A 21,092-nucleotide genomic window follows, 5' to 3' on the forward strand; every position below is an offset into this window, starting at 1 on the left:
CCCCGCCTCCCACGAACAACGCGCGCAGGCCGTCCGGCGTGCTCGGCAGCCCCCACGGAAGCACGAAGCTCACGCCCCGCCTCCCACGAACAACGCGCGCAGCGGTCCCGCCACCTGCGCGCGCAGGCCGTCCGCCGTGCTCACCGTGAGCAGCGTCCCGCGTGCCCGCACCGCGGCGCTCCGCAGCGCGCGTTGATGCTCGGCGAAGCGGCGGGCGTAGGCGGCCAGCACGCTGTCCGTCAGCAGCTCCTCCAGCGCCACGCCGCTCTCCGAATCCACCAGTCGCGCGCCCTCGCCGCCCGTGGGCTCCAGGTCCTCCACGTCCAACACCTGCACCAGGAACAGCGCGGACGCCCCCCGCGACAGCCGGGCGCACAGCGCCTCCAGGTCCGTCTCGAAGAGGAAGTCGCTCACCACCACCCGCACGCCACAGGGCCGCAAGGGCGGCAGCCGCCCCAGCGCCGACGCCAGGTCATCCTGCGCCTCGAACTCCGCGCCCCGCAGCGCCGCGCGACACGCCAGCCCCTGCACCCGCTCCGAACGGGGTCCACCCCACAGCAGCGTCGGAGACAGCCCCTGCCTCCCGCCCACCTCCACCGTGAGCAGCGCCACCTCGCGCGCCGCCGCCGCCTTGCGCGGTGACAACGCCATGCTGCGCGAGCCGTCCAGCACCACCTCCACGCGCGGCGACACCTCGTCCTGCCGCACGCGCAACACCAGGTCGCCCGTGCGCGCCACCGCGTTCCAGTCGAGCTGCCGCAGGTCATCGCCCGGCTGGTACATGCGGAAGTCGTGCAGCTCCATCGCGCTGCCCGCGGACGTGGCGCGCACCTCGCCCACCCGCCCGCGCTGCGGCAGCCGCGGCAAGGCCAGGGTCAACCCCGGCACCAGCCGCGCCACCTCCGCTTCATCCAGCCGCGTGCTCACGACCCGTGGGCCCGCCGCTCGCGCTCGGCGAGCACCCGGTCCGCGGCGAACGCGGCCAGCAGGGCCACCAGCGCCACGCACAGCAGCAGCTCCGGCGTCATGCGGGTGCCGTACGGCTCATCGTAGTCATACCGGCCGAAGTTCACCGTGCCCACCAGGGGGTTGAGCAGGTTGAGCAGCGGATCCGCCGAATCCATCCCCAGGAACACCGCCACCAGCGGCGGCAACCCGGAGGCCAGCGTCGTCACCGCGACGAAGAGCAGCCGCACCGCCGCTGGCGACGCGAGCCGGTCCGAGCGCGGCATCCGCCCCAGCAGCAACGCCAGCGACAGGAACAGCACCCCGTAGAGCGCCATCGCCGTGAAGGCCATCCCCATCCGCGACCAGCCGCGCAGCGTGTCCGACGTCGACCCGTCCGACATCGCGAGGAGCACCGAGCATCCGAGCGCCCACCCCAGCAAGAGCAGCACCGTCAGCCGGAAACCGCGCAGCGCTCCAGGCTTCAGGAGCGACCAGGGCCGCGTGCCCGCGCGCAACGGCCGGGCCTGCCCGTCCACGTCCGACACGGTGAAGAGACCGGTGCCAATGAGGTGCATCCCTCCGAAGATGCCCGCGATCTCCGCGACGTCCTTGTTGAAGTCCACGTACCACCACACCACCACCACCCCCGCGAACGTCAGGAGCGCCTGCACCACCAGCGCCCGCCGGGGATGGCGCGTGTAGTCCTCCGTCATCAGCGACAGCCGCGACACCGCCGTCTCGAACAACAGCCACCCGTCCGTGAGCATCATCCCCAGGCCCGCGCACACGCCCAGGAAGAAGGTCCGGTCGAAGGAGAACCCGTTGCCCCGCCCCTGCGTCAGCACGAAGGCGAACGTGAGCGCCTGGATGAACGTCACCGCCAGCACGCCCACCAGCGCGAAGCGCACGAACGCCCGCCCCAGCCGGCCATCCGCCAGCGTCGCCGCGCACACCGACGCGAGCGTGAGGAACACCATCCACGCGCCCCCCAGCAGCAGCACCACCAGGATGGTGGGCAGGTCGATGCCGTTGAGGAAGTAGCTGAACAGCAGGAAGGGCCCCACCGCCGACGCGTACAGCGCCGCCTGCACCAGGAACGACGCCACCTTGCCGCGCAGGATGCGCCGGGGCCCCAGCCCCGTGAGCAGCAGCAGCACCCACGTCTCGTCCTCCCGCTCCCGCGCGAGCGAACGGTACGCGTTGAAGGGGATGACGCCGAAGTGCACCACCCCCAGGCACACGAAGAACGAGAAGAAGTACGTGCGCCCCTCGCGGGCATACGACGACCCCTGCGTGTTCGCGTACGCGGTGAGCGACAGCACCAGGCACGCCAGCAGCAACAGGCTGAAGCACACCCAGAAGACGCGCGTGCGCAGCCCCTGCCGCACCTCCTTCACCACCAGCGGGTTGAGCCGGTCCCCCCAGCGCTCCCACCGGTCGGACACCCCGGCGGCAGTGACGGGGATGGACCCGGACGCACCCGACGCCGGACTTGCTTGCGTGCTCACGCCACCCTCCCCTTCGTCACCGTCATGAAGGCATCTTCCAGATTGCGCTCGCGCGGGCTGAACGCGCACACCGGCAGCCCCTGAGCCACCAGCGCCGCGAGCAGCACCGCCGCGGCGGCCTCCGCCTGCATCGGGCCCGCACCGGGCTCCAGCTCCAGCCGCACCCGCAGCGCGCTTCCCTCACGCGTCACGTCCTTCACGCGCGGCTGCTCCAGCAACATCCGCTCCGCGCGCGCGCCCATCGCCTCGCCCTCCGCGCCCGCCGCCAGTCGCACCACCAGCTCCGTCACCTGCGACGAGTCCCCGCTCGAGCGCAGCAGGTCCTCCACGCGGCCCTGCGCCAGCAGGCGCCCCTGTTCGATGATGACGCAGGAGTCGCAGATCTCCGCCAGCTCCGTGAGGATGTGGCTGGAGATGATCACCGCCTTGCCCTGATCCGCCAGCGCGCGCAGCAGCTCCCGCAGCTCGATGCGCGCGCGCGGATCCAAACCATCCGCGGGCTCGTCCAGCAGCAGCAGCCGGGGGTCGTGCAGGAGCGTGCGCCCCAGGGCCACGCGCTGACGCATGCCCTTGGACAGCTCCGTGGTGAGCTTCTCCGAAAGCGGGCCCAGCCCCGTGAACTCCATCACCGAGTCCACGCGCTGCCGCCGCTGCGCGCCCTTGAGTCCGTACGCGCGCGCGAAGAAGTCCAGGAACTCCCTCACGGTGACGTCGTCGTAGGTGCCATAGCGGTCCGGCATGTAGCCCAGCAGCGGCCGGGCCTTGTCCGGCGCGTCCACCAACGACTGGCCCTCCAGCAGCACCTCGCCCGCGGTGGGCACGTCCAGCGTGGCCAGGATGCGCAGCGTGGTGCTCTTGCCCGCGCCGTTCGGGCCGATGAAGCCCAGGATGCCGCCGGCCTCCAGCGAGAAGGACACGTTGTCCACCGCGCGCAGCTTCCCGTAGTCGCGCCGCAGCCCCTTCACCTCCAGCAGGCTCATGGCCGCACCTCCTCGAACCGACCGCGCACCAGGTGCATCCCGTCCTCCAGGTCCACGTCCACCGCCGCCGTGGGCGCGACGCCCCGGCCGCCCAGGCGGACCAGGAAGTCCCCCTCCGCCAGTTCGGCCTGGAGCACCGAGGGCGCCGACGGGAAGCGGAGCCCCACCTCATGCGACAGCTCCAACACGGTGTCCGTCCCGGGGTCGCTCAGCGGTTCCTTCGGCTCGGAGGGGACGCGCACGGCCCGCGCCTCGTCGCCGTCCGACATCGCGGGCAGGTCCCAGAGCTGACCCTGGAAGCGTGCCCTGCCGGCCACCAGCTCCGCCCCGAGCGCGTTCTGCACGATGAGCCCGTCCTCCACCTTGCGCGCGGTGAGCCGCGCCCGCGACGGGAGCACCGCCACCTCGCCCCACTCGCGGTAGGTGCGCGAGGGCAGGAAGCTGTCGCGCAGCACCAGCCCGTGCGTCCAGTCCAGCGTGCGCGGCGGCTCCTCCGGCTCCTGCGGGGCCAGCAGCACGCTGGAGGCGGGCATGCTCACGGACTCCTCCGCGAGGTTCGCGTACCAGGCGGTGAGCCCCACCGTCACCGCGCGCGAGCGCTCGCGGTCCAGCAGCGTGAGGCTGTAGCGCGCGGCGTGCACGCGGAAGCCGTCCACCAGCACCGACCAGGCCACCAGCGCCAGACAGGTGATGGCGGCCAGCGTGGGCACGGCGATGAGCACCGCCAGCGGCCCCTTGCGTCGGGCGAGCATCAGCCCGCCAGGGCCCACCGCGAGGGTGAAGAGGAAGATGAGGAGCATGAAGCGGCCCACGGGCGCGCGCGCGCTGGCCAGCAGTGGCAGTCGCCCGTCGCGCAGCATGTCGGTGCGCTCCCAGCGGGGCGGCGGGCCCGCGGGCACCACGATGCCCTCCGCGGACGCTACAGCCTCTCCCAGTTGCTGCTCGCACGCCGGGGCCCCGTCACGGCACTGGCGCACCTGACCGAAGCCGTACGTGGACAGCTCCGCCCGGGCGTCCTGGGGCCGGAGCAGCGGGAAGTGCAGGCGCGGGTTGGCGGGAGGCTGCGCGAGCACCAGCCGGCCGCCGCTCAGCGCGAAGGACTCCAGCACGGCCCAGACGTCGTCGGGCACCTCGTCCGGCGGCGCCGTCACCAGCACCGCGTCGTAGCCCACGTACGCGGCCAGGTCGCGCGGCGCCACGCGGGCGTCCAGGAAGCGCGAGGCGACGAGCGGCTCCTGGTTGTCCGCCGCGCGGCTCAACCCGGTGGTGCGCTCGAAGGACTTCACGTCGCCCAGCACCATCACGCGCGCGCCCCGGTAGCTGTCCAGGTAGAAGCTGCTGGAGGCGGTCGGCAGCCCGGGCGAATCCATGTCCAGCCGGCCCGAGTTCAGGTCCGCGGGCAGCATCAGGTAGGTGACGACGCGCTCGCGCGGCCCCACCTGGAGCGAGCGCTCCGTGACGCGCCCCTGCGACTGGATGGACAGGCGCACCGGGCGCGGCTGGCCGCCGAGGTTGTGCACCGTCACCTGGATGGGGGTGTAGCCCCGCTGGGGCACCAGCGTGACGGAGCGCAGGGTGGCCTGGAGGTCGCCCTTGTCGGAGAACGTGTCGGGCGTCTCCACCACCTCGCGGTAGCCCGTGGGCTTCTCCTCCTTCTCCGCCTCCGCTGGCGTCGCGGCGGTGACGGCCGTGGCCGGTGCCGACACCTCGGTGGCGCCCGCGAGCCCGAGCCAGAGCAGGGCCCCGACGAACACCGCGGCGCAGGGCCCGCGACTAGCCACGGGGCACCTCGGGGATGGCCTTGAGCAGCTCGCGCACCACGTCCGGCGCGGACACCTTCTCCAGCGACGCCTCGTACGCCAGCACCAGGCGGTGGTTGAGGGCGGCGGGCGCGGCGGCCACCACGTCGTCGAAGCCCACGTTGGGGCGGCCCGCGAGGAGCGCGAGCGCACGGCCGGCGGCGGCGAGGGCCAGCGCCGCGCGGGGGCTCGCGCCAAAGCGCACGAAGCGGCGCACGGGTTCGGGGGCGGAGGCCTGGCGCGGATCCGTCGCCTCCACCAGCCGGCCGATGAAGTCCGCCACCGGGCCGGGCAGGTGCACGCGGTCCACGGCGGCGAACAGGCGTGAAAGCCCTTCCGCGTCCAGCACGGGCTGTTGCGCGGGAGGCGCGCCGCGCACGCGCGTGGTGAGCAGGGTGCGCAGCGTCTTCGCGCCCACGGGCGGCACGAGGATGCGGAAGAGGAAGCGGTCCAGCTGCGCTTCGGGCAGCGGGTAGGTGCCCTCCAGCTCGATGGGGTTCTGCGTGGCGAGCACGAAGAAGGGATCGGGCAGCGGCCGCGTCTGGCCCAGCACCGTCACCGAGCGCTCCTGCATGGCCTCCAGCAGCGCGGACTGCGTCTTGGGGCTGGAGCGGTTGATTTCATCCGCGAGCACGAGGCTCGCGAAGAGGGGGCCCTCGCGGAAGACGAAGTCACGGCGCGCTTCGCCCTCCAGCACGTAGGTGCCGGTGATGTCGCCGGGCAGCAGATCGGGGGTGAACTGGATGCGGCGGAAGGGCAGCGACAAGAGCCGCCCCAGGGCCTTGCACAGCTCCGTCTTGCCCAAGCCGGGCAGGCCCTCCAGGAGCACGTGGCCCCGGGCGAGCACCGCCACCACCACCTGTTCGACGACGCCTTCCTGGTCGAGCATCACCTGGTTGAGCCCGGCCTTGAGCCGGGAGGCCACGTCCGCCGCGCCCTGTGCCTCGGCGGGACTCAAAAGCTCCGCTGCCACGTCGTTCCCCCTTCTGGACTACTCACCACCGAAGTACCGCTTCACGAGGTCGCGGTTGCGAGGCAGCAGCGGACCGGAACCCGGTCCCGCCGTCGCATCCCCCCGAGCCCCCGTGCCCTGCGCACCCGCCGCGCCCGCCGGTCCCGTCCGGGCCTTCGGATCCGCGGCGCGAAGGCCCCACAGCTCCTCCGCGTCACCGCCATGCCCTTCCGGCAGCGGCTGGAAGGCCAGCCGGTCCGGATCCATCTCCGCTTCCCCGCCGAAGACGAGCGGGTTGCTGTCACCGCCCCGGCCCACGCTCGCGCCGTCGCCCGGCCTCGCGCCCCGGCTCGGGTGCTGACCGCCCTGCTGACCCTGACCTTCGCCCTCACCCTCGCCGTCGCCCTGCTGGCCCTGGCCCCGTTGTCCCTGGCCCCGTTGTCCCTGGCCGGATTGGGACCGCCGGGTGGGACGCCTCGCCTGGGCCCCACGGTTCCCCGCCGCGTTGTTTTCCTGTCCGAAGCGCTGGGCCAGGGCCTGCTGCCGGCGCTCCAACGTGCGGCGAAGGTCCGCGACCTGATCCGGCGAACCGGAGGCCTGGGCCCGGGCGGAAGCGCGAGCCTGGGCCTCGCTGGAGGGATTGCCCGAGGACGACGGTGAGCCCTGCTTGTCGCCGTCCTGTTCTCCAGCGCCCTGCCCCTGCTGCGAGCCCTGCGGGGACGCCTGGGCCTCGCCTTCTTGAGGGGACGGAGGATCCACGTCTCCACCGGCGCGAGCATCGAGCGCCATGAGGGCCTGCTCCAGCGACTCGCGCTCACGGGTGGCGGACTCGGCGCCACCGGCGGCATGGAGGGCATCCTCCAGTTCGGCGGCGGCTTCAGAGGCGCGGTTCAATTCAGCGGCGGCTTCGGAGGCGCGCTCGGCGAGCCGCTGCTCCAGGGCATCAGAGGCTTCCCAGTCAGTGGAGTCGAAGCGGCCCTGGGCGACCTCATCGGACAGCCGGCGCAGCTCCTCTTCGACGTCCTGGCCCAGGGGCTCCTCGCGAGCGAGCGCCTCGGCCTGCGCCTGCACGGCGGCGACCTGGGTGGCGGCGGCGGCGTTGATGTTCGAGGCGCGAAGGGCCGGCAGCGGAACAAGGAGCCCCACGGCCACGAACAGGAGCGCGCCCAGCAGGGCTCCCACGGGCCGGCGCCACGGCACCTCCGGAGGTTTCACCAGTTGGGCGAACTGGTTGAGGCTCAGCTCCCACTCACCGACCGGCCGCTCCAGGCGCGTGAGCAACAGGCCCCCGGCGTTGGCGGAGCGGTCCGCGAGCACGGCCGCGTACTCCAGTGACACGCCCCGCGAGCGGGCGCGCACGAACCACCACGCAAGGCCCGCGACGACGAGCGGAGGCACGGCCCAGATGGAGGCCCCTCGCAGGAGCAGCCGGCACAGCACGCACGCGGTGGCGGTGGCCCAGACGGGAACAAGCCCCGCGCCCGTCCACGCCACGACGTTGAGGCGCCGCTGCACGCGCCGGATGGGCGCGAGCACAAGGGACTGGAAGCGGCGTTCTTCGCTGGCGGCCATGCGTGGGCGGCAGTGTCGGACACCCGACCCACCGTTCACAAGCGACGCCCGGGAACGGTCGAATCCCGCCGCGAGCGGTCGGGTGGGTAGAGCAGGCAGCCCCTTGCGTCAGGGGGGCATGCCCGGTTTCGCTGTGCTAGAGGGGCGAGGCTGCCACGGAGCCATCGCAGGCCAGTCCCAGCCGGAGCCTTCACATGCTGACGTCACTGCGGATCCACAACTTCCGCTCCCTCCGGAAACTCTCGGTCGAGGGACTGACCCGCGTCAGCTTGCTGGTGGGCGCCAACAACACGGGCAAGACGTCGGTGCTCGAAGCCGCCGAATTGGTGCTTGCGGGTAGCAGCCCCTCCGTCGTTGCCCGGAGTTCCATCCGACGAGGAGAAACCAGCGTTCACGTTGAGGATGGCCGCCTCACCGAGCTGGTGGAACTCACCCACCTCTTTTCCCGACACGCGGTCGAGAAGAAGGCGCTCTTCCGGATCGAAGCGTCGACGCCGAAGGAAAGGTATTTTGAAGGCCGTCTCGACTACGGCATGGGAACGATAAAGGCGGGCGACCGCATCAGCCTGCTCAGCCCTGTTCCCAGAACAGGTTCCCCCCGACGCATCCATCTCGCGAGCGACCAGTTCGAGTCCGTCGCATATGACATGCGGGACCTTGCGCTTCCACGCGAGCTCATCCTGGACACCAGCGCCGACACGCCTCGAACCGAAGACGGAGCCCAACGGACGGGCTTCGTTGAAACGACTTCTCCTAATGCCTCCTCCCTGCGGGAACTCTGGGATGGAGTCGTGCTCACCCCCGAGGAAGAGCGAGTCACCGAAGTCCTGCGAATCATCGAACCCGACATCGAGCGCGTCGCGGCCCTCGCGGGCAATCCTGGCACAGTCGCGGCCAGCATCTTCGTCAAACTGCGGGGCTCGGATCAGCGCATCCCCCTCGGGAACATGGGCGAAGGCATCAAGCGGCTCATGGCCTTGAGCTTGAATCTGGTGAACGTGGCGGACGGTTACCTGCTCGTGGACGAGATCGACACGGGCCTTCATCACTCCGTGATGGTGAAGATGTGGCGGCTCGTGACCGAGGCCGCGAAGCGACTGAACGTCCAGGTCCTCGCGACCACCCACAGCCTGGACTGTGTCCGGGCCCTGGCCTCACTGTACGAGGAGCAGCACGACCTCCGGGACGTCATCTCCGTCCACCGCATTGAACGAAACGCGGAGCACAACGTCCCCTATAGCGCCGACGAACTGCTCACCGCCTCGCAGCACCAGATGGAGATCCGGTGAGCCCACCGTCCAGCAAGAGCCCCTATCGACTGATGGTCGAAGGGCCGGACGACAAGCATACCCTCGTCCATCTCTTGAAACGGCATGGTTACGACTGGGACGACGCGGAACTCAAGCGGCCCCATGTCGAAGACGTAGGCGGCGTGGAGAAGCTGCTCGATAAGACCCTCCTGTCCACCGCGCTCAAGAGTCATGAGCGCCTCGCGCTGGTCTTCGACGCGGACCTGCCCCCGTACAACCGCTGGCACCAGCTCAAGACCTGCCTCGAAGCACTGAACATCACGGCCCCGGATGCACCCGAGCCCGGCGGCACCCTGCTCGCCGGCCTCCGCCCCAACACCCGCCTGGGCATTTGGGTCATGCCCGACAATTCCCGGCCCGGCCGCATCGAGGAGTTCATCGAGAAGCTCGTTCCCTCCGGTGACACCCTCTGGCTGCATGCGCAGGCAACCACGACGGAAGCCCTGAACCAGGGCGCACCGCTGCGGCAGAACGACCACGTGAAGGGCGCCCTCCACGCGTGGCTCGCGTGGCAGTTGGACCCCGGCATCCCCTTCGGCGTTGCACTCGCCAGCAAGATCCTGGGCCACGACTCGCCGGAAGCTCAACGTTTCGTGGACTGGTTCCACCGCTGCTTCAGCTGAATCCCTGCGAACCCCGGGAACCGGCGGTTACTGTGCCGCGCATGAACTTCCGATTTCTTGGTCGCAGTGGTCTGAAGGTCAGTGAGATCTCCTTTGGCAACTGGCTCACGCACGGCTCCCAGGTGGAAGAGGACGCCGCCGTGGCCTGTGTGAAGGCGGCGCTCGATACGGGCATCACCACCTTCGACACCGCCGACGTGTACGCCGGGACCAAGGCCGAAGCCGTGCTCGGCCGCGCCCTCAAGGGCCAGCGCCGCGAAGGCTACGAGCTCTTCACCAAGGTCTACTGGCCCACCGGCCCCGGCCAGAACGACCGCGGCCTGTCGCGCAAGCACATCATCGAGTCCATCCACGGCTCGCTGCGCCGCCTCCAGACGGACTACGTGGACCTCTACCAGGCCCACCGCTTCGACGCGGAGACGCCGCTGGAGGAGACGATGCTCGCCTTCGCGGACATCGTGCGCCAGGGCAAGGCCCTCTACATCGGTGTCTCGGAATGGACCGCCGAGCAGATCTCCGCCGGCGCGAAGCTCGCCCGCGAGCTGCACGTGCCCTTCATCTCCAACCAGCCCCAGTACTCCATGCTCTGGCGGATCATCGAATCCAAGGTCGTCCCCACCTGCGAAGCGGAAGGCCTGGGCCAGATTGTCTGGTCCCCGCTCGCCAAGGGCGTGCTCACCGGCAAGTACCTCCCCGGTCAGCCCCCGCCCGCGGACACCCGCGCCGCCACCCAGCAGGGCGCGCAGTTCATGACCAATTTCATGACGGACGACGTGCTCACCCGCGTGCAACAGCTCAAGCCCATCGCCAAGGAGGCCGGCCTGTCGCTCGCGCAGCTCTCCGTCGCGTGGGTGCTCCAGAACCGCAACGTCGCCTCCGCCATCATCGGCGCCACGAAGCCGGAGCAGGTGCTCGACAACGTGAAGGCCACCGGCGTGAAGCTCGACGCGGAGCTCCTGCGCCGCATCGACTCCATCCTCGGCCCCGTCGTGGAGCGCGACCCCGCGCAGACCACCAGCCCCACCCGCAGGCCCTGAAGCACCGGACCGGGAAAGCCCCACATCCGGGCTTCCCACCTCCGGCGGCGGGCGCCTCGGCGCTCGCTGTGCCTCGCGCGGATCCATCCATCCGACATCCGCGCCCTCCTACCGCCATGCGCGGTTTCTTGAATTGCCACACCCTGGTGAACGAGACCGATCCATTTGACTTTTGAGTCGGGTGGAACAAGACAGGGCCTCGCGCGTTAGCAGTCCACACTCTTCACCCCCAGGCTTCTCTTCCATGACGTCCTTCCTCCTCCTGGCCCAGGCGGCCCAACCCGAACTCGGCTGGTTGAGCAGCAAGCTGCTCGGGGTGACGCTGGGCAGCGCCGAGTGGGTGCTCTGGCTGCTCGTCGTCCTGTCCATCGTCTCCATCGCGGTGATGCTGGAGCGCGCCGTCTACTTCGCGCGCCACCGGCTGCCGAACTCGGAGGCGCTGGCGGTGCGGCTGGCGCGCGGCGAGTTCGACGCCGTGGGCGCCGAGGTGAAGAACCAGAAGGGCATGGAGGCCGCCGTCATCCGTGAGGCGCTGGCCTCCGCGGCGCAGGGCCCCGACACCGTGGAGCAGGTGATTGCATCCACCGTCGCCCGCGAGCGCCCCCAGTACGAGCGCTTCCTGTCGCTGCTCGGCACGCTGGGCAACAACGCCCCGTTCATCGGGCTGTTCGGCACGGTGCTCGGCATCATCAAGGCCTTCAACGACCTGGGCGAGATGAATGCCAAGGGCGGCGCCATGCAGCAGACGGTGATGGCCGGCATCTCCGAGGCGCTCGTCGCCACCGCCGTGGGCCTCGCGGTCGCCATCCCCGCCGTCGTCGCCTTCAACATCTTCAACCGCCAGTTGAAGACGCTCACCAGCCGCACCACGTCCCTGGGCCACGCGCTCGTGGGCGCCATGAAGGCGCGCAAGCCGGGCGCCGCGGGGGGGAACTAGCCCATGGCTGGCAGCGCGGGCGACAACGACGAGGAGATCACCGGCATCAACGTCACCCCGCTGGTGGACGTGGTGCTGGTGCTGCTCATCATCTTCATGGTGACGGCGAACTTCATCGTCCGCGAGACGGTGGAGGTGGACCTGCCCCGCGCCGCCAACGGCGGTGAGACGGTGCAGGGCCTGGTGAACGTCGTGCTCGACAAGGACGGCAAGCTCTACTTCGACGGCGTCGAAGTGACGGAGGCCGACCTGTCCCGCCGCGTGGTGGAGGCCGTCAGCAAGGACAAGGACACGCGTGCCATCATCAGCGCGGACCAGACCATCGCCTACGGCCGCGTGATGCGCCTCATTGACGTGGTGAAGGGCCAGGGCATCGCGAAGTTCGCCCTCAACATCGAGAAGGACGTGGCCCCGTCGGCCGCGCCCGCCGCTCCCTGACCAAGGCACGCGACGCCACCATGAGCCAGGCGGTCCTCGACTCGTCCATGACGCCCCGGCGCGACCGCTCCACGCGGTTCGTGCTGGCGTTCCTCTTCGTGTCGCTCGCGCTGCACGCGAGCGGCTTCTGGTTCCTCTCCACCATGGAAGGCCGCAAGCAGAGCGTCGCCCAGCGCCCGGTGGAGCTCGTCATGGTGGAGGTGCAGAAGCCGCCGCCCATCAAGGTCGCGGAAGCCGCCAAGCCCCCGCCTCCGTCGGAGGCACCGCCGCCGCCCAACGACACGCCGCCGCCGGAGCCGCAGGCGAAGCCGCCGCCGCTCGTGGTGGGCATGACCATGTCGTCCACCACCAGCGCGGGCTCGTTCGCCGCGCCCGTGGGCAACACCGCCTACGGCAAGGCCAACGGCACCGCGAAGGACCCCAAGGACGTGAAGGGCTACTCCGCGCCCAAGTACGTCCCCGTGTACCAGGTGGACTCCGAGCCCACCGTCGCGTCCGAGGTGAAGATTCCCTACCCGGACGAGGCGCGCCGCGCGGGCATCGAAGGCACCGTGACGCTGTCCATCACCATCGACGCGGACGGCAAGGTGGGCACCGTGAAGGTCATCTCCGGGCCGGGCTATGGCCTCAACGAAGCCGCACGCGATGCCATCCGGCGCTTCCGCTTCAAGCCCGCCATCAAGGGCGGCGAGGCCGTGGCCACGGAGATGAAGTACTCGTACACGTTCCTGCTGGACTGACCCCAGGCCCGGCAGGACGGCGCATTACTGCGTCTTGAGCGCGCGGCGCATGATGTCGCGCAGCGCCACCTGGTCCTCTTCCGGCATCTCGGTGACGAACGGGGGCGGCTCGAACATCCGCGCCATCAGCCGGCCGCGCAGCTCCGCGCCGGCCTCCGTCAGCACCAGCATCTTCACCCGCCGGTCCTGCTCGCTGCTGCGCCGCTCCACCAGCCCGCGCGCCTCCAGCCGGTCCACCAGCCCCGTCACGTTGGACGCATCGCACGACAGGTAGTTGGCGAGCGTGCTCATCGCGAGCGCTCCCTCGCCCAGCTGCCGCAGGACGTGCGCCTGCACCGGGGACAGCTCGAACTCCGCCGCCAACGCGGGGAAGTTGCGCATGTGGGTGTGCAGCAGGGAGAACAGGAGCGTCCACGCCTGCTGCGCGAGCCCCTCCTCGCCCACCTCCGTCCCACCAGAGGGAGCCCCCGACGGACGCACCGCCTGCTCGCTGTGACTGTCGCTGTAGCCGTTCATAGTGAAGTTACGTTAATTCACCCGACATACATAAACAATTGACACCATCAACCTTTGAGAGCTACTACATTCCGCATATTCCAACATCCGACAGTGCGGAGTTCTTCAATGCGGCTCCGGGGTCGGGTAGAGGTCGCCGTGAAGTCGTTCTTTGGACGGATCCGCCTCGCGCTCCCGCGGGTCGGTGAGGAGGTCGAAGCGGTATGAGTACCCTTCTGGCGCTTTCCCTGTCGGCCGCCCTGGCCGCGGCGCCTGTACTGTCGCTGGACGAGGCGTTGGAGTCGGCCCGTCAGCAGAACCTCGATTTGAAGATTGCCCAGGAGCGCTTCGAGCAGGCATCGCTCGCGACGCGCAAGGCCTGGTCGGGCTACCTGCCGCAGGTGGCCGTGGGGGCTACCATCACGCGCAACAACGTGGCGGCCATCATCCCCGCGGGGGTCCTCGGCCCGAACCCCATCACCATCCAGCCGCTCATCCAGCAGGGTGCGCAGGCGGAGGTGCGGCAGGCCATCATCGCGCCGCAGCTCTGGGCGGCCATCGCGGCCTCCTACAAGTCGGTGAAGCTGGCGGAGCTGAACACGCAGACGGCGCGCCGGCAGGTGCTCTTCGGCGTGGCGCAGGCCTACTACGGTGCCGCGGCGCAGCAGGAAGCGTTGCGCGCCCAGGAGCGGCTGCTGGAGCTCAACCAGGCGCGGGAGAAGGACACCCAGGCCCGGTTCGACGCGGGCACGGTGACGCGCGTGGCGCTCTTGCGCGCGCAGCTGGATCGCTCGCGCGCGGAGCAGGACCTGGTGCGCGCGAAGAACGCGCTCGCCGGCCTGAAGCTGGCGCTGGGCACGCTCATCCAGCGGGAGCCGGACTTCGAGCTGGCCCCGCCGCCGGAGCCGCAGGTGCCCGCGCAGGCGTCGCCGGAGGACCTGGTGAAGCAGGCGATCGAGGCGCGCTCGGACGTGCAGGCCTCCGAAGTGGGGCTGGAGCTGACGCGCATCAACAAGAAGGGCGTGCTCTTGAGCTACCTGCCCACGCTGGGCGTGACGGGCACCTACCGCATCGCCAACGCGTCGGGCTTCTCCGGCTCCAACGAGACGTGGGCCATCACCTTCGGCGCCAGCTGGACGCTGTTCGACGGCGGCCTGCGCGAGGCGAACCTCTCCGAGGCGTCGTCGCGCGTGCGTGAGGCCTCCGTGAGCCAGCAGCTGGCCCAGGCCCGCGTGAAGGAGGAGGTGCGTCGCTCCAAGCTGGACCTGGAGAACGCGCTCGCCAACCGCGCCAAGGCCGAGGAGGCCCTGGGGCTCGCCCGCGAGTCCAACCGCCTCACCGACGTGAGCTTCCAGGCGGGCGTCGCCACGTACCTGGAGGTCGCGGACGCCAACACCTCGCTCACCAACGCGGAGGTGGGCTTCGTGTCGGAGCGCCTCCAGGCGTCGCTCGCCGCGCTGCGCCTGCTCAACTCGCTGGGCTCGTTCGAGTCCGGTTCGGTGCGCAAGGAAGCAGCGGAGCTGGGCGCCCAGCCCGGCGCCGGCGCGGCGTCGCAGCCCGCGCCGCAGCAGCCGGCCCCCGCGCCGGAGCAGCAGACGCAGCAGCCGGCCCCGACGCCGCAGCCGTAGGCAGCGTGTGAGGGGAAATTCCCGGCGCCCATCCTGGGGCGCCGGGTCCCCTGCCCTCCCGGGCGAGGAGCAGGTCCTGCGTTGTGGGGGTCCGTCGTCGGACCCACCCTCCAGACAGGACCCACTTCCACGGGGAGGGCATCATGGCGGACGCATCCTGGGGCAACTGCAAGAACTGTCGCTTCTTCGCAGCCAACGGCGACGAGCCGGGCGCGGACGAAGTGCAGAGCTGCAACCAGCCGGAGCTGAAGCAGTTCGCGCTCGTGGTGTCGGGCGACAGCGGCTGCAACGCCCACGAGGCGCGCACCGGTGAGACGGTGCCCTCGTACGAAGAGCCCGCACCGTCCATGAACTGACGCGCCCTTTGCGTCAGGCCCCGGAGACTTCGTGCGCCCGGGGCGTCACCGGCTCCGGCGCGTGCGCGTAGTAGATGCGCTCCATCAGCTTGCGCTGGTGCACGAGGGGCTTGTCGTACTTGTCCAGCCGCATGCCCTTGTGGCTGTAGGGCGTGTCCGCGACGGTGGGGATGAAGCGCGCGTCGTCGCGCACCTCCCACCAGGTCAGGCCCAGCGCGGCCTTCGCCGCCAGCGGCAGGAACGGCCGCAGCGCGGGCACCGTCGTGCGCAGGAAGGAGAAGACGTGCAGGCGCGTGGTGCGCGCCGTCTCCGGCACGAAGAAGATGTGCGCCTGCGTGATGAAGGGGCGCGGCACGCCGTCGGGGGACGTCCAGCGGATGGTGTATGTGCTGCGCACCGGGTCGAAGCGCGTCACCCAGTCGTTGTGGAAGAAGTCGCCGGTCTTCACCAGCAGCAGGCGGATGATGGGCGCGGGCCGCTGCGGGGCGCGGTAGTGCACCTCCGTGCGGTCGTCGAAGTTGTGCGCGTCGAACTCCACCGCGCCCGTCTGCGGGCCGCTCCACCCCAGCCGGGTGTGCACGAAGGGCGTGTGCTCGTCCTCGCTGAAGTTGTCGAGCGACACGTGCAGCGGCGCCTCGAACAGCGTGGAGAAGGTGCCTCCGAAGACGTAGTCCTCGCCGGACAGCTCCGGCATCGCCGTCACCGGCGTGTCCGAGCGCGCGAGCCACAGGTAGCCATGGCGCTCCACCACCTGGAAGCTCTTCGCCTCGCAGTGGCGCAGCTCCGGCTGGCTGGGGTTGGTGCCCTGCCCCTTCGAGTCGAAGCGCCAGCCATGGTACGGGCACTGGAGCTGGCCCTCCTTCGTCACCCTCCCCTTCGACAGCGGAGCGAAGCGGTGGGGGCAGGCGTCGGACAGCGCCGCGGGCTGGCCAGAGGCGTCTCGGAAGAGGGCATAGGCGTGACCGCCCAGCTCGACGCGAACGGGGCGGCGGCGGAGCTGGCTGGAGGGGAGCACCGGGTGGAAGTGCCGGACAACGTCGGGGGTAGGCTCCATGGAAGGGCCAGTATAGCGGCCTGTCGGGGCTGACCCCCGGTGGGTCTGCTCGGTTCCGGTCCGGTTCCGACCCGGGCTCGTCCCGGGCCTGGAATGAGGATGGGGGGATGTGAGGCCTGTCCTGGCGGGTGGCATAGACTTCCGCGCCGTGAACGCTCCCGTCCCTTCCCCCCACCGGGCACGCTGGTTCGCCGTGGGGGCCCTGGTCCTGCTGGTGGCGCTCGTCACGGGGGCGGGGCTGTACGTGCGGGGAACCCTGCCGGCGCCCGTGCCCCCGCTGGCCGGACCCTTCGGCTACCACGACTACGCCCGGGCGCTGGACTCCGTGCGCCCCAGTGGGGACGTGGACTTCGCGGGGCTCCTGAAGGACCGCGCGGGGCTGGACCGGTTCGTCGCGTCGCTCGCGTCGGTGTCGCCGCACAACCGGCCGGAGCTGTTCCCCACGCCCGAGGACGGACTGGCGTACTGGATCAACGCGTACAACGCGCTGGTGCTCCAGCACCTTGTGGAGCGCTACCCGGACGGCGTGGCGGCGGCGTGGTTCGGTAGCTTCTACTGGGGCCACGCGTGGCCGGTGGGCGGCGAGCGGCTGACGTTGTGGGCGCTGGAGCAGCGCATCCTCTTCGGCGAGTACGCCGACCCGCGCGTGCACTTCGCCCTCTTCCGGGGGACGCGGGGCGGGCCCCGGCTGGACGGCGCGCCCTACCAGCCAGACTTCCTGGACGCCCAGCTCAACGACGCCAGCCGCCGCTTCATGGGGGACAAGCGCCACGTGCGGCTGGAGGGCACCACCGTGCACCTGGCCTCCCTGTTCAAGACCCGGCGCGAGGACTTCCTCGCCGCGCTGCCGGAGGGCCGGGGCGGCAACGTGCTCCAGTTCGTCTGGGCCTTCCTGCCGGACACCTGCGAGGAGCGCCCGGGCTGTGACACGCGCGGCGACCTGGACCGCGCCTGCGGGACGCAGTTGGACCAGTGCGGCCTCGCCTTCGCGCCCGAGGACCTCACGCTGCCGGACGCGGCAGACGCAGCCTCCCGCCGCTGAGCGTCCCGGGCTCCGGGCTCCTGCTAGCCTCCGTCCCACGCACGAGGACGAGGAGGCGCGGGACATGACGACGGGAGCCGTGTGGCTGGCGACGTGGCTGGCCCTGGGAGCGGGGAGCGCGGACGTGAAGTGGGAGCCGCAGGTGAGCGGGACGACGGTGCGGCTGCGCGGGGTCAGCGCGGTGGACCCGCGCGTGGCCTGGGCCAGCGGTGACAAGGGCACCTTCGTGCGCACCACGGATGGGGGCAAGACGTGGAAGGCGGCCACCGTGCCGGGCGCGGAGGCGCTCGACTTCCGCGACGTGGATGCGTTCAACGAGCGCACCGCGTACCTGCTCTCCATCGGAGAAGGCGACAAGTCGCGCATCTACAAGACGACGGACGGGGGCGAGCACTGGAAGCTCCAGTTCACCAACGCGGTGCCTAGCGCCTTCTTCGACGGCATGGCCTTCTGGGATGAACAGCACGGCGTCGCGTTCAGCGACCCGGTGGACGGACACTTCGTCGTCATCACCACGGAGGACGGGGGCGCGACGTGGACGCCCGTGCCGGAGGGAGCGCTGCCGCCCGCGCTCCCGGGCGAGGCGGGCTTCGCCGCCAGCGGCACGAGCATCGCGGTGCAGGGGGCGTCGCACGTCTGGTTTGGCCTGGGGGGCTCGGCGGCGCGCGTGCTCCACTCGGCGGACCGGGGCCGCACCTGGAACATCGCGACGACACCGCTGGCCACCGGCGAGGGCGCGGGCGTCTTCTCGCTGTACTTCTGGAGCCCGAAGGCGGGCATCGCGGTGGGTGGCAACTACAAGCACCCGGAGGTGACGGCTGGCACCGTGGCCCTCACGTTGGATGGGGGCAAGACGTGGACCGTGCCGCCGGGGACTCCGCCCGGGGGCTACCGCTCCTGCGTGGCCGCGCTGACGCGCAACCGGGGGATGACGCTCGTGGCGGTGGGGCCCACGGGCTCGGACCTGTCCACGGACGGCGGGGGCAGGACGTGGGCACCGCTGGACGCCACCGGCTTCCATGCCGTGTCCACGCCGCCGCGCACGCATGACACGGCGTATGCAGTGGGCGAGGAGGGCCGCATCGCGCGGCTCGTGGACTCGCGCCCCGCCGCACCGAAGAAGCCGTAGCGCACGCTTCAGCGCTTCACGGGCGCGGGGGACTCACCCCGCGCCCGGGGTCCTTCACGCCGCGAGCAGCGCCGCGCCGATGATGCCGCTGTCGTCGCCCAGCTCCGCGTCGGCGACGAGCAGGCCCTCGCGCGACGTCTGCGACGCCCACGCCTGGACGCCGTCCAGCACGCGCTGCCGGATGCCCGGGCAGTGCGTCAGCACACCGCCGCCCAGCAGCAGCCGCGCCGGGTTGAGCATGGTCACCTGGTTGGCCACCGCGAGCGCCAGGAACTGGGCTGCGCGCTCGTGGATCTCCTTCGCGCCCGCGTCACCCATGTTCGCCGCCTTCTCCAACGTCACCGGCGTGATGCTCTCCGGGTCGTCGTAGACGAGCGACTCCATGATGCGCGAGCTGCCGGACGCCAGGAGTTCCTTCGTCTGGGCGATGAGGTTGTGGCCGCCCGCGTACGCCTCCAGGCAGCCGTGCTCGCCGCAGCCGCACAGCCGGCCGCCGGGCACCACCTTGATGTGGCCCAGCTCGCCCGCCACGCCGCCGCCGCCGTTCACCAGCCGGCCGTCCGCGATGATGGCGCTGCCCACGCCGGAGCCCACGAAGGCCACCAGCATGTCCTGCGCCCCACGGCCCGCGCCCGCGTGCAGCTCACCCCACGCCGCGGCGGACAGGTCGTTCACCACCTTCACGCTGTAGCCCAGGCGCGTCTTCAACATCTCGCCCAGGGGCACGTTGCGCCAGCCCAGGTTGGGCGCCACGGAGATGACGCCGGAGTCCTTGTGGATCTGCCCGGCCGCGCCCACGCCGCAGCCGTCCACCTTCACCCCGGCCTTCTTCACCGCTTCGGCCGCCGCCTGGGCCATGGTCTCCACCACGCCCTGCGGCTTGCGGTCGAACACCGCCACCTTGGCGCTCGAGATGATCGCGCCCTTCGCATCCACCACCGCGGCCCGGATGAACGTCCCGCCCAGGTCGATTCCCAGCGTCGGCATGGCCAGCTCCCTCCCTTGTGCGTGCTTCGCGTGGAGCGCCGGGCTTCAGGCGCCGACTTCGGACTGCGCCCGGGCGACCGTGCTCTCGATGAGCTTCTGGATCTCCTTCAGGCGGGACTCGGTGCTCGCCTCGAAGCGCAGCACCAGGATGGGCTGCGTGTTCGACGCGCGGATGAGGCCCCAGCCGTCCGGGAACGTCACGCGCACGCCGTCCACGTCGATGATCTGGTGGCCCGCGTCGCGCAGGATTTCGGTGGCGCGCTTCACCATCGCGAACTTCTTCTCCTCCTTCGTGTCGAAGCGCAGCTCGGGGCTGGCGTACGTCTTCGGCACGTCGGACAGCAGCTGCGACAGCGACTGCTTCTCGTGGGTGAGGATCTCCAGGAGGCGCGCGGACGCGTACACCGCGTCGTCGAAGCCGTAGTAGCGGTGCTTGAAGAAGATGTGGCCGCTCATCTCGCCGGCCAGCTCCGCGTGCTCTTCCTTCATCTTCGCCTTGATGAGGGAGTGGCCCGCCTTCCACATCACCGGCTTGCCGCCGTGCTTCGCGATGTCGTCGTACATCGTGTAGCTGCACTTCACCTCGCCGACGATGGCCGCGCCCGGGGCCTCCTTCAGCACGTAGCGGCTGAAGAGCACCATGATCTGGTCGCCCCAGAGCACGTTGCCCTGGTCGTCGATGACGCCGATGCGGTCGCTGTCGCCGTCGTAGGCGATGCCCACTTCCGCCTTGTGCTCCTTCACGGCCTTGATGAGGTCCTGGAGGTTCTCCACCACCGTGGGGTCCGGGTGGTGGTTGGGGAAGTTCGCGTCCATCTCGCAGAACAGGGGCACCACGTCGAAGCCCATGCTGCGGAACAGCGGCACCGCCACCTCGCCGCCGGTGCCGTTGCCGGCGTCGATGACGATCTTCATGCCCTTGCGGCCCACCTTCACCGTCTGGCGGACGAAGTGGTTGTAGGGCGTGACGATGTCGTAGGGCGTCACCTTGCCGGGCTTCGTCGCGGTGGCGAAGTCCTTGGCCTCGATGAGCCGGCGCAGCTCCTGGATTTCGTGACCGTGGAAGGTCGTCTTGCCCGCGCCAATCTTGAAGCCGTTGTACTCGGGCGGGTTGTGGCTGCCGGTGATCATGGCCAGGCCGTCCACGGGCAGCGTGTTGGCCGCGAAGTACGTCAGCGGCGTCGGCACCACGCCCACGTCGTAGACGTCCAGGCCCGTGGCGGTGAGGCCCTTGGCGAGCGCGTCGCGGAAGCGCGTGGAGGACTCGCGGCAGTCGCGCCCCACCGCGATGGAGGTGCCGCCCTTGCGGCGGATCATGGTGCCCAGGCCCAGGCCCAGGAGCTCCACCACCTCGATGGTGAGGTCCTTGTCCACCAGACCCCGGATGTCGTACTCGCGGAAGATGTGCGCGTTCATGGCAGTGTCCCCACCCCTGTCCCGGCCGTGAGGGCTCGGCGGAGGGCGGCGGACAATACACGAGCGGCCCCGGGGGCTGCACACACCCGAACGCCCCCGGCCAACTCTTGAACGCCCGCCCCTCCCCGGGAGGGGCGGGCG

20 protein-coding genes are annotated in these 21,092 nt (G+C 70.7%); 10 read left to right on the forward strand and 10 right to left on the reverse strand.

The window, feature by feature from the left end:
* Nucleotides 1-69: 69 nt before the first annotated feature.
* Genes D7V97_RS07730 through D7V97_RS07755 form a run of 6 tightly spaced genes read right to left on the reverse strand, consistent with a single transcriptional unit; the run spans nucleotide 70 to nucleotide 7,759 of the window.
* Entirely contained in the window at nucleotides 70-927 is an 858-nt protein-coding gene (locus D7V97_RS07730) for a DUF58 domain-containing protein (protein ID WP_120609958.1), read from the reverse strand.
* Nucleotides 924-2,456 (reverse strand): ABC transporter permease, encoded by a 1,533-nt coding sequence (locus D7V97_RS07735; protein ID WP_233582566.1) that lies wholly within the window; start codon nucleotides 2,454-2,456, stop codon nucleotides 924-926. Before D7V97_RS07735 ends, D7V97_RS07730 begins: the two co-directional genes overlap by 4 nt.
* Nucleotides 2,453-3,436, reverse strand: coding sequence for an ABC transporter ATP-binding protein (locus D7V97_RS07740; RefSeq protein WP_120609959.1), 984 nt, complete (start codon nucleotides 3,434-3,436; stop codon nucleotides 2,453-2,455). The genes D7V97_RS07735 and D7V97_RS07740 overlap by 4 nt, the downstream gene beginning before the upstream one ends.
* On the reverse strand, nucleotides 3,433-5,217 hold the full coding sequence (locus D7V97_RS07745) for a hypothetical protein (RefSeq protein WP_147444737.1): 1,785 nt from the start codon (nucleotides 5,215-5,217) through the stop codon (nucleotides 3,433-3,435). Before D7V97_RS07745 ends, D7V97_RS07740 begins: the two co-directional genes overlap by 4 nt.
* Nucleotides 5,210-6,208 (reverse strand): MoxR family ATPase, encoded by a 999-nt coding sequence (locus tag D7V97_RS07750; RefSeq protein ID WP_199728737.1) that lies wholly within the window; start codon nucleotides 6,206-6,208, stop codon nucleotides 5,210-5,212. Before D7V97_RS07750 ends, D7V97_RS07745 begins: the two co-directional genes overlap by 8 nt.
* An 18-nt stretch (nucleotides 6,209-6,226) precedes the next feature.
* Nucleotides 6,227-7,759: a hypothetical protein gene (locus D7V97_RS07755; protein WP_120609961.1), complete on the reverse strand. Its 1,533-nt coding sequence runs from the start codon at nucleotides 7,757-7,759 to the stop codon at nucleotides 6,227-6,229.
* A gap of 194 nt (nucleotides 7,760-7,953) precedes the next feature.
* Between D7V97_RS07755 and D7V97_RS07760 the strand changes: the two genes are divergently transcribed.
* From D7V97_RS07760 to D7V97_RS07785, 6 genes are all read left to right on the forward strand, one after another.
* A complete protein-coding gene (locus D7V97_RS07760) occupies nucleotides 7,954-9,048 on the forward strand; it encodes an ATP/GTP-binding protein (RefSeq protein WP_120609962.1) in 1,095 nt (364 codons plus the stop codon).
* A 32-nt stretch (nucleotides 9,049-9,080) separates the two neighbouring features.
* On the forward strand, nucleotides 9,081-9,692 hold the full coding sequence (locus D7V97_RS07765) for a DUF3226 domain-containing protein (protein WP_147444738.1): 612 nt from the start codon (nucleotides 9,081-9,083) through the stop codon (nucleotides 9,690-9,692).
* Nucleotides 9,693-9,733: 41 nt separating this feature from the next.
* A complete protein-coding gene (locus D7V97_RS07770; RefSeq protein WP_120609964.1) occupies nucleotides 9,734-10,729 on the forward strand; it encodes an aldo/keto reductase family protein in 996 nt (331 codons plus the stop codon).
* Nucleotides 10,730-10,973: 244 nt separating this feature from the next.
* A complete protein-coding gene (locus tag D7V97_RS07775; RefSeq protein ID WP_120609965.1) occupies nucleotides 10,974-11,666 on the forward strand; it encodes a MotA/TolQ/ExbB proton channel family protein in 693 nt (230 codons plus the stop codon).
* 3 nt (nucleotides 11,667-11,669) lie between these two features.
* A complete protein-coding gene (locus D7V97_RS07780) occupies nucleotides 11,670-12,104 on the forward strand; it encodes a biopolymer transporter ExbD (protein ID WP_120609966.1) in 435 nt (144 codons plus the stop codon).
* Nucleotides 12,105-12,124: 20 nt separating this feature from the next.
* Nucleotides 12,125-12,844, forward strand: a complete 720-nt coding sequence (locus D7V97_RS07785; protein WP_120609967.1) for an energy transducer TonB — start codon at nucleotides 12,125-12,127, stop codon at nucleotides 12,842-12,844.
* Between the two features lie 24 nt (nucleotides 12,845-12,868).
* Here D7V97_RS07785 and D7V97_RS07790 read toward each other — a convergent pair whose 3' ends face one another.
* A complete protein-coding gene (locus D7V97_RS07790) occupies nucleotides 12,869-13,360 on the reverse strand; it encodes a MarR family winged helix-turn-helix transcriptional regulator (protein WP_120609968.1) in 492 nt (163 codons plus the stop codon).
* Between the two features lie 203 nt (nucleotides 13,361-13,563).
* Between D7V97_RS07790 and D7V97_RS07795 the strand changes: the two genes are divergently transcribed.
* The gene (locus tag D7V97_RS07795) at nucleotides 13,564-14,967 is read left to right on the forward strand and encodes a TolC family protein (protein WP_120609969.1); all 1,404 of its coding nucleotides are present in this window, start codon (nucleotides 13,564-13,566) and stop codon (nucleotides 14,965-14,967) included.
* A 143-nt stretch (nucleotides 14,968-15,110) separates the two neighbouring features.
* Nucleotides 15,111-15,323, forward strand: a complete 213-nt coding sequence (locus tag D7V97_RS07800) for a hypothetical protein (RefSeq protein WP_120609970.1) — start codon at nucleotides 15,111-15,113, stop codon at nucleotides 15,321-15,323.
* A gap of 13 nt (nucleotides 15,324-15,336) precedes the next feature.
* On the opposite strand, the gene D7V97_RS07805 is transcribed toward D7V97_RS07800, so the two are convergent.
* The gene (locus D7V97_RS07805; protein WP_120609971.1) at nucleotides 15,337-16,377 is read right to left on the reverse strand and encodes a Rieske 2Fe-2S domain-containing protein; all 1,041 of its coding nucleotides are present in this window, start codon (nucleotides 16,375-16,377) and stop codon (nucleotides 15,337-15,339) included.
* Between the two features lie 193 nt (nucleotides 16,378-16,570).
* Between D7V97_RS07805 and D7V97_RS07810 the strand changes: the two genes are divergently transcribed.
* Nucleotides 16,571-17,419: a DUF547 domain-containing protein gene (locus D7V97_RS07810; RefSeq protein WP_233582567.1), complete on the forward strand. Its 849-nt coding sequence runs from the start codon at nucleotides 16,571-16,573 to the stop codon at nucleotides 17,417-17,419.
* A gap of 64 nt (nucleotides 17,420-17,483) precedes the next feature.
* Nucleotides 17,484-18,548, forward strand: a complete 1,065-nt coding sequence (locus tag D7V97_RS07815; protein ID WP_120609973.1) for an oxidoreductase — start codon at nucleotides 17,484-17,486, stop codon at nucleotides 18,546-18,548.
* 54 nt (nucleotides 18,549-18,602) lie between these two features.
* Here the strand turns inward: D7V97_RS07815 and D7V97_RS07820 are convergent, their stop codons facing one another.
* Nucleotides 18,603-19,535 (reverse strand): ROK family protein, encoded by a 933-nt coding sequence (locus D7V97_RS07820; RefSeq protein WP_120609974.1) that lies wholly within the window; start codon nucleotides 19,533-19,535, stop codon nucleotides 18,603-18,605.
* Nucleotides 19,536-19,580: 45 nt separating this feature from the next.
* Nucleotides 19,581-20,951, reverse strand: coding sequence for a phosphomannomutase/phosphoglucomutase (locus tag D7V97_RS07825; RefSeq protein WP_120609975.1), 1,371 nt, complete (start codon nucleotides 20,949-20,951; stop codon nucleotides 19,581-19,583).
* Between the last annotated feature and the right edge of the window lie 141 nt (nucleotides 20,952-21,092).

This window comes from Corallococcus sp. CA053C, from assembly GCF_003611675.1.
Taxonomy (GTDB): domain Bacteria; phylum Myxococcota; class Myxococcia; order Myxococcales; family Myxococcaceae; genus Corallococcus.

What these genes read in the sequence shown, in the direction of transcription:
- D7V97_RS07740 (WP_120609959.1), bottom strand. Translation starts at nt 3,436, where the DNA reads ATGAGCCTGCTGGAGGTGAAGGGGCTGCGGCGCGACTACGGGAAGCTG.
- D7V97_RS07755 (WP_120609961.1), bottom strand. Translation starts at nt 7,759, where the DNA reads ATGGCCGCCAGCGAAGAACGCCGCTTCCAGTCCCTTGTGCTCGCGCCC.
- D7V97_RS07760 (WP_120609962.1), top strand. Translation starts at nt 7,954, where the DNA reads ATGCTGACGTCACTGCGGATCCACAACTTCCGCTCCCTCCGGAAACTC.
- D7V97_RS07765 (WP_147444738.1), top strand. Translation starts at nt 9,081, where the DNA reads ATGGTCGAAGGGCCGGACGACAAGCATACCCTCGTCCATCTCTTGAAA.
- D7V97_RS07770 (WP_120609964.1), top strand. Translation starts at nt 9,734, where the DNA reads ATGAACTTCCGATTTCTTGGTCGCAGTGGTCTGAAGGTCAGTGAGATC.
- D7V97_RS07775 (WP_120609965.1), top strand. Translation starts at nt 10,974, where the DNA reads ATGACGTCCTTCCTCCTCCTGGCCCAGGCGGCCCAACCCGAACTCGGC.
- D7V97_RS07780 (WP_120609966.1), top strand. Translation starts at nt 11,670, where the DNA reads ATGGCTGGCAGCGCGGGCGACAACGACGAGGAGATCACCGGCATCAAC.
- D7V97_RS07785 (WP_120609967.1), top strand. Translation starts at nt 12,125, where the DNA reads ATGAGCCAGGCGGTCCTCGACTCGTCCATGACGCCCCGGCGCGACCGC.
- D7V97_RS07790 (WP_120609968.1), bottom strand. Translation starts at nt 13,360, where the DNA reads ATGAACGGCTACAGCGACAGTCACAGCGAGCAGGCGGTGCGTCCGTCG.
- D7V97_RS07795 (WP_120609969.1), top strand. Translation starts at nt 13,564, where the DNA reads ATGAGTACCCTTCTGGCGCTTTCCCTGTCGGCCGCCCTGGCCGCGGCG.
- D7V97_RS07800 (WP_120609970.1), top strand. Translation starts at nt 15,111, where the DNA reads ATGGCGGACGCATCCTGGGGCAACTGCAAGAACTGTCGCTTCTTCGCA.
- D7V97_RS07805 (WP_120609971.1), bottom strand. Translation starts at nt 16,377, where the DNA reads ATGGAGCCTACCCCCGACGTTGTCCGGCACTTCCACCCGGTGCTCCCC.
- D7V97_RS07815 (WP_120609973.1), top strand. Translation starts at nt 17,484, where the DNA reads ATGACGACGGGAGCCGTGTGGCTGGCGACGTGGCTGGCCCTGGGAGCG.
- D7V97_RS07820 (WP_120609974.1), bottom strand. Translation starts at nt 19,535, where the DNA reads ATGCCGACGCTGGGAATCGACCTGGGCGGGACGTTCATCCGGGCCGCG.
- D7V97_RS07825 (WP_120609975.1), bottom strand. Translation starts at nt 20,951, where the DNA reads ATGAACGCGCACATCTTCCGCGAGTACGACATCCGGGGTCTGGTGGAC.